The organism is Mesorhizobium sp. M1A.F.Ca.IN.020.06.1.1 (assembly GCF_004023265.1).
GTDB lineage: Bacteria > Pseudomonadota > Alphaproteobacteria > Rhizobiales > Rhizobiaceae > Mesorhizobium.
On record NZ_RZSR01000363.1, the window covers coordinates 1 to 5,387 of the forward strand.

Below are 5,387 nucleotides of genomic sequence, written 5' to 3' on the forward strand. Positions count from 1 at the left end.
GCGGTGTATCGCGCACCACGCGTTCGACACTGCAGATCGCGATATTGGGGGCCGGCGCTTATCTGGTTCTGCACAACGAGATGACCGCCGGTATGATATTTGCGTCCTCGATGATTTCGGCGCGCGCTCTGCAACCTCTTGATCAGATCATTGGGAGTTGGCGGCAGATCATCGACGCCAATCTTGCGTGGAAGAGGCTTTCGGCTCTCCGGTCCGGGCTCGACAACCAGGAGAACGTAGCATTGCCGGCTCCTGAAGGAGCGCTAAGCGTGGAGCAAATAGTCTATCATCTTCCGGGCGCGGCCGATGGCTCGCTGCCGCTGATCAAGCGCTTGACCTTTGAGGTCGCCGCCGGCGAGACAGTCGCGATCGTAGGGCCGAGCCAGGCTGGAAAATCGACTTTGGCGCGCCTCATCGTCGGTGCGATCGCGCCCCGCTCTGGGGCGATCCGGATCGACGGCGGCGATATTCGGAACTGGGACCCGGAACAACTCGGCCGCCATATTGGTTACCTGCCGCAAGATGTGGAACTCTTCCCGGGAACCATCGCGCAAAATATCGCGCGGTTCGAACCGAATGCGCCCAGCGAGAAGTTGGTTCAAGCAGCCCAGCGGGCCCAAGTGCATGAGCTCATCCTGGGTCAGAGGGATGGCTACTCGACGCTGATCGGCCCGACCGGCGTTCGCCTTTCGGGTGGCGAGCGTCAACGCATCGGGCTTGCTCGGGCCTTCTACGGCGATCCCAAGGTGCTGGTTCTCGACGAGCCCAATGCAAATCTCGATTCCAACGGCGAAGCCGCGCTCGAGCGCGCGATTAGCGGGGCGCGTTCACGAAAAACGACCGTGCTTGTCATAACCCATCGGCCCTCTCTCGCTTCCAAATGCGATCGCGTATTGATGCTGCGCAATGGCCAGGTCGAGATCTACGGTTTGACCAAGGGCGTGCTCGATAGACTTGTCGAGCGACGCGCCCAAGCGGGGTGGCCCGCAGCCTCTCAGTCGCGCGAAGGAGTGGTGCCTTTCCCCTCATCTGCTCGAGGCGAGATAAAGGTCGCAAATGACTAGCCAAGCCATCGGCGCCAGGACGTATAGCTGGCAGCGTAACGTCGACACACGCACAGATCGCATCACGCTCGCGGGGTATGCAAGCGTGTCCGTTTTCTTGCTTGGCTTCGTATTCTGGGGCGCAATGGCGCCGATTGCCGGAGCAACGATCGCGCCAGGAGTGATTGCAGCAGCTGGACAGAATGTCATGATCCAGCATCTCGAAGGTGGCGTGGTCAGCAGCGTCAAGGCTCGAGAGGGTGACAGAGTCTTACGAGGGCAGGCGCTGATCGTGCTCGATCCAACGGTGGCGCAGTCGCAGCTCAACCGAGTCCTCAAACAGTGGGTCGCACAAAAGGCTGAGATCGCGCGGCTCGAGGCAGAACGGGATGGCCTGGAGAAAATCGTCCTGCCCCGCGATTTAGGCGCCTACTCAGACGCGTCCGAATTCAGTGACGTCTTTGCAGAGCAAACCAAGGAGTTCCGGGCTCGGCTAGCGCGCTATGGCGCAGATCAGGAGATCCTTAGGGAACGGGTGGCAGCCCTTCAGGAAGCTGTTGCCGGCTTGAAGGCGCAAAAGGATGCTGCGGCAAACCAGCTCGCGATCGTCAATGCCGAGAGGGAACGCAAAAAGCACTTGCTCGACAAGGGACTGACAAATCGTTCCGAATACACCGATCTTCTGCGCAGCACCGCCGAGTTGGTAGGTCAGGAGGGATCGCTGGAGGCGCAAATCGCCAGCGCGGCCACCCAGATCGTGGAAGCGCGCCAGCAGATTGAAAGACTAACAACCACCCGGGTCGAGGATGCCGTCACGGAATTGAACAAGGCCCGGGTAGAGGTGGCCGACCTTGAGGAACAAATCAACGCCGCTCGATCGGTCCTGGTGCGAACGACCATTCGTGCCCCGGCGGACGGCATCATCGTCCGCTCTCTCTACAATTCCGAAGGCAGCGTCATTCGTGCTGGCGAGCCTGCGATGGAGCTTCTGCCGACGAAGGAACTTATCGTCGAGGCAAAGATCAAGCCTGAAGACATCGATTCTATCCGAGTCGGCCAAGGCGCGAACATGATGTTCACGGCCCTGAACGCACGGACAACACCAAAAGTGCCGGGAAAGGTGTTCTACATTTCGGCGGACCGGCTGACCACTCCCAGCACTGGACAGCCCTATTACACCGTGCGGCTTAAGATGGCCGACAAGCTGCCACCGCAGGTCAAGCCCGAGCAGATCTACCCAGGCATGCCGGTCGAAACCTTCATTTCAACTGGCGAGCGAACGTTTCTGAGCTATCTGACCAAGCCGCTGGTGGATTCGTTCCAGCGCGCCTTTCGGGAAAGATAGCCCGATCCTGCCTCCTGCGACCTTCAACCTTACCCGAAGTGGAACTCTTCCGCCGGATTATGCGCAACCGGGTTCGGCCACTCACGGTTCTCGGTTTTCATGGCCAAAACGTCGCACGCTCGTAGCGCTCGAGGCGACGGGCTTTGTGATGGCTGTCTCGCCACGTGATCGAGGGCAAGGGCGATCACTTATTGGGTCTCCGGTCGCCTTCCTCCCTCCTTGCCATGGTGAGCTGGCCTCGAAAGGATAAGCGGGATGATCCCGCCCATCGCGAGAGTGTCGATCTCGAAGTACCGCGGTCCCTTGCACCCGGACGGCATCGAGATGCATCTCGACGACAGCATCTATCTCGGCGACAAGCGGGAGTACCGTCTGCGCCGTGGCGACTTCGTCGCCAAGGCGCACGGCGCGCGGCAACTTGCCTCGGGCAATGTATGGGCGCGGATCCCTGCCGAGAGCGTATGGGTCTTCGCGGCGGCAGCCCCGAAATAGTCATCGGTACCAACGCCGCTTGCTCTCGGGGCGGCCTCGTTTATCATTCGGTCTCGCACTATGACGTCACAGCCTCGCATTGCCCTGATCCATGCCACGCCCATCTCGATGGAGCCGATCAGATCGGTGTTCGAAGCGGGATGGCCTGGCGCCGAAATCGTCAATATCCTCGAGGACAGCCTGGCAGTGGACCGCGCCAAAACCGCTAACCTGACGAGCGACATTGCCCGGCGCATCGAGGCCTTGGCCAGCTATGCCCGTTCGATCGGAAGCGATGCCGTGCTGTTCACCTGCTCGGCGTTCGGGCAAGCGATCGAACAGGCCGCGGCAAAGCTGGACGTTCCGGTCCTGAAACCGAACGAAGCCATGTTTGAGACGGCGATCCGCCGTGGCGGCCGCACCGCAATGCTCTACACTTTCCCGCCGTCCAGGGAAGGAATGGAGCAGGAGTTCCGGGACGAAGCCGCCCGTATGGGCCAAGCTGCCACGATCAGGAGCTATTTCGTGCCGGGCGCGATCGAGGCGGTGCGTGCAGGAGACGTGGAATCCCACAACCGGCTGATCGCGGCCGAAGCCGCCAAGCTGAGGGATTTCGATGCGATCGTCTTGGCACAGTTCTCCATGGCGCGCGCGCGGGATGCGGTCAAAGCGGCGACGAACATCCCCCTATCGACCAGTCCGGATGCGGCCGTCGCGAAGCTGCGCGTCCTTCTTGGCGCGGACCAACCCGCCTGACCAAAAGAAGGTCCCACGGAGCGCTCGACAGCTGCTCCGGTGGTTATTTCCAGATTTCCCGGGCAAGGCGCATGAAGTTGCCGCCTATGACGTCGCGGACCGCTCCTTCCGGCTGACCGCGACGAAGCAGAACCTCGGTCAGCTCTTTCATTTGGGCTGGTGCCGAATAGGTCGTTTCTCCCGCATATTCGCTCTTCGGCCAGAAATGCGGATTGCTGGCGATGATGTCGTCGATGCCTTCGATCTCGACCGGGAAAGCATGGTCGAGGCCGATGCCAACATGGCGTGGGCCAGCGAGATCGATCAGATATTCGACATGGTCGGCCAGCCGTTCGGAATCGGTGCGCGCCTCGCCAAGGAAACGGCTGAGCCCGACGACGCCGACGATGCCGCCGGTGCGGGCGCAGGCCTTGATCTGCTCGTCCGTGATGTTGCGACCGTGGGCGCAGAGCGCTTTCGGATTGGAGTGCGAGAAGATGACTGGCCGGTCCGTGTACTCCATCACGTCCATGGTGGTGCGATAGCCGGTGTGGCTCACATCCACGAACATGCCGAGGCGGTTCATCTCGTCGATCACCTGCCGACCGAACGCGGTCAGACCCGGGTCTTCGTCATGGCATCCACCGCCGGCAAGGTTGTTGCGGTTATAGGCGAAAAGCATCTGGCGCACGCCAAGGCCATGGTAGAACTCGACCATCTCAATCCGGCCGTCCAGGGCGTTCATGCCTTCGATGTCAAAGGTGACCGCCAGCTTGCCTTGCGCCTTAGCAGCGAGGATTTCGTCGGCCGACGAGACCAGCACGTAGTGGGCGGGATGCGCCAGGATCCAGTGGCGGAAGCAGCTGAGATTGGTTACCGTCATTTCCCAGGACAGAAGATCGAACCCGACATCGATGGACAGATAGTCGACACCGGCGTCTCGCCAGATCCGCAGGTTGTTCAAGTCCGCGGCAGGATCCGGCATGAAGCCGGAATGGGCGTCCCAGACGACTTCGCTATCGAGAATGGACCGGGCTCTGGTTTGAAGGTTCATTGCCGTTCGTACCGGAATTTGCACCAGCCCCAATCTCTACCATACTGGCTAGAATGGGGAAGTTGCGTCCGGTACGCAGAGCAGGTGCAAACTGCCTGAAGCTGGATCTGCCGTCACGCGCAACAGAATCCGGATTCGCCTTCGCCAGCATCTTCTGCCGAATGACTTCCGGCAAAAACGGATCGCAGATAGGACTGCCGACGATATTGTCGGCTCACGAATCGCTCAAACAAATCGAAATTCGCCCTCGCGAGAAAGGCGCCCGCAAAACGCGGACGCTCGCAGCCGGCAGCAACCTGTGTCGGTCGTCCGTTACTCTTCCGTCTTGCCCTCGAAATCCAGAAGCTTGCCAACAGGCACGTACTTCTGCCCGTCGAACTGATAGAGCTGCAGTGCCTCAATCGGGAAAATATCGGAGCCGGCTTTGGTGTTCAGCTTGATCCCGTCCAGCAACAGTGGATCGTCCCACTTCTGCATGTTGAAGACGGTGTCGAGGAGCTCAGCCCGGGTCGGCTTCTTCATGTGCTCGAGCGCCTTCACAAGAGCATCGCCGGTCGCGTACCCGACCTGTCCGATCGTGTTGGCGAAGACGAAGTTGACCTTGGCCGCGGCGATATCGTCCAGATACTGGTCGATACCCGCATCACCGGTTTTTTCCGGGCTAACGATCGGTTTCAGGAAATTCGAGGTGATGATGCCCTTGGCGTTCTCGAGCCCCACCGCCTGCAGGATCGGGTAG

Annotated in this window: 5 protein-coding genes and 1 pseudogene; 4 read left to right on the forward strand and 2 right to left on the reverse strand. The window is 60.5% G+C overall.

Annotated features, from left to right (window positions below; all coding sequences use genetic code 11):
* The 4 genes from EOA60_RS17025 to EOA60_RS17040 all read left to right on the forward strand — a co-directional run.
* On the forward strand, positions 1 to 1,064 hold a 1,064-nt coding region (locus EOA60_RS17025), incomplete at its 5' end, for an ATP-binding cassette domain-containing protein (protein ID WP_128311641.1).
* Positions 1,057 to 2,388 carry an HlyD family type I secretion periplasmic adaptor subunit gene (locus EOA60_RS17030; RefSeq protein ID WP_127335052.1) on the forward strand — a complete coding sequence of 444 codons (1,332 nt, stop codon included), beginning with the start codon at positions 1,057 to 1,059 and terminating at the stop codon, positions 2,386 to 2,388. The genes EOA60_RS17025 and EOA60_RS17030, both read left to right, overlap by 8 nt.
* Positions 2,389 to 2,643: 255 nt before the next feature.
* Positions 2,644 to 2,880, forward strand: a complete 237-nt coding sequence (locus EOA60_RS17035; protein WP_067327877.1) for a hypothetical protein — start codon at positions 2,644 to 2,646, stop codon at positions 2,878 to 2,880.
* Between the two features lie 60 nt (positions 2,881 to 2,940).
* On the forward strand, positions 2,941 to 3,615 hold the full coding sequence (locus EOA60_RS17040; protein WP_095823787.1) for an aspartate/glutamate racemase family protein: 675 nt from the start codon (positions 2,941 to 2,943) through the stop codon (positions 3,613 to 3,615).
* 43 nt (positions 3,616 to 3,658) lie between these two features.
* On the opposite strand, the gene EOA60_RS17045 is transcribed toward EOA60_RS17040, so the two are convergent.
* Together EOA60_RS17045 and EOA60_RS37650 are read right to left on the reverse strand one after the other, a co-directional pair.
* Positions 3,659 to 4,648 carry a membrane dipeptidase gene (locus EOA60_RS17045; RefSeq protein ID WP_095823786.1) on the reverse strand — a complete coding sequence of 330 codons (990 nt, stop codon included), beginning with the start codon at positions 4,646 to 4,648 and terminating at the stop codon, positions 3,659 to 3,661.
* A 312-nt stretch (positions 4,649 to 4,960) separates the two neighbouring features.
* A pseudogene (locus tag EOA60_RS37650) lies at positions 4,961 to 5,387 on the reverse strand (amino acid-binding protein); the annotation flags it as partial.

Bases quoted from the DNA above. Each gene is read 5' to 3' on its own strand.
- EOA60_RS17030 (WP_127335052.1), top strand. From the start codon at position 1,057: ATGACTAGCCAAGCCATCGGCGCCAGGACGTATAGCTGGCAGCGTAAC.
- EOA60_RS17035 (WP_067327877.1), top strand. From the start codon at position 2,644: ATGATCCCGCCCATCGCGAGAGTGTCGATCTCGAAGTACCGCGGTCCC.
- EOA60_RS17040 (WP_095823787.1), top strand. From the start codon at position 2,941: ATGACGTCACAGCCTCGCATTGCCCTGATCCATGCCACGCCCATCTCG.
- EOA60_RS17045 (WP_095823786.1), bottom strand. From the start codon at position 4,648: ATGAACCTTCAAACCAGAGCCCGGTCCATTCTCGATAGCGAAGTCGTC.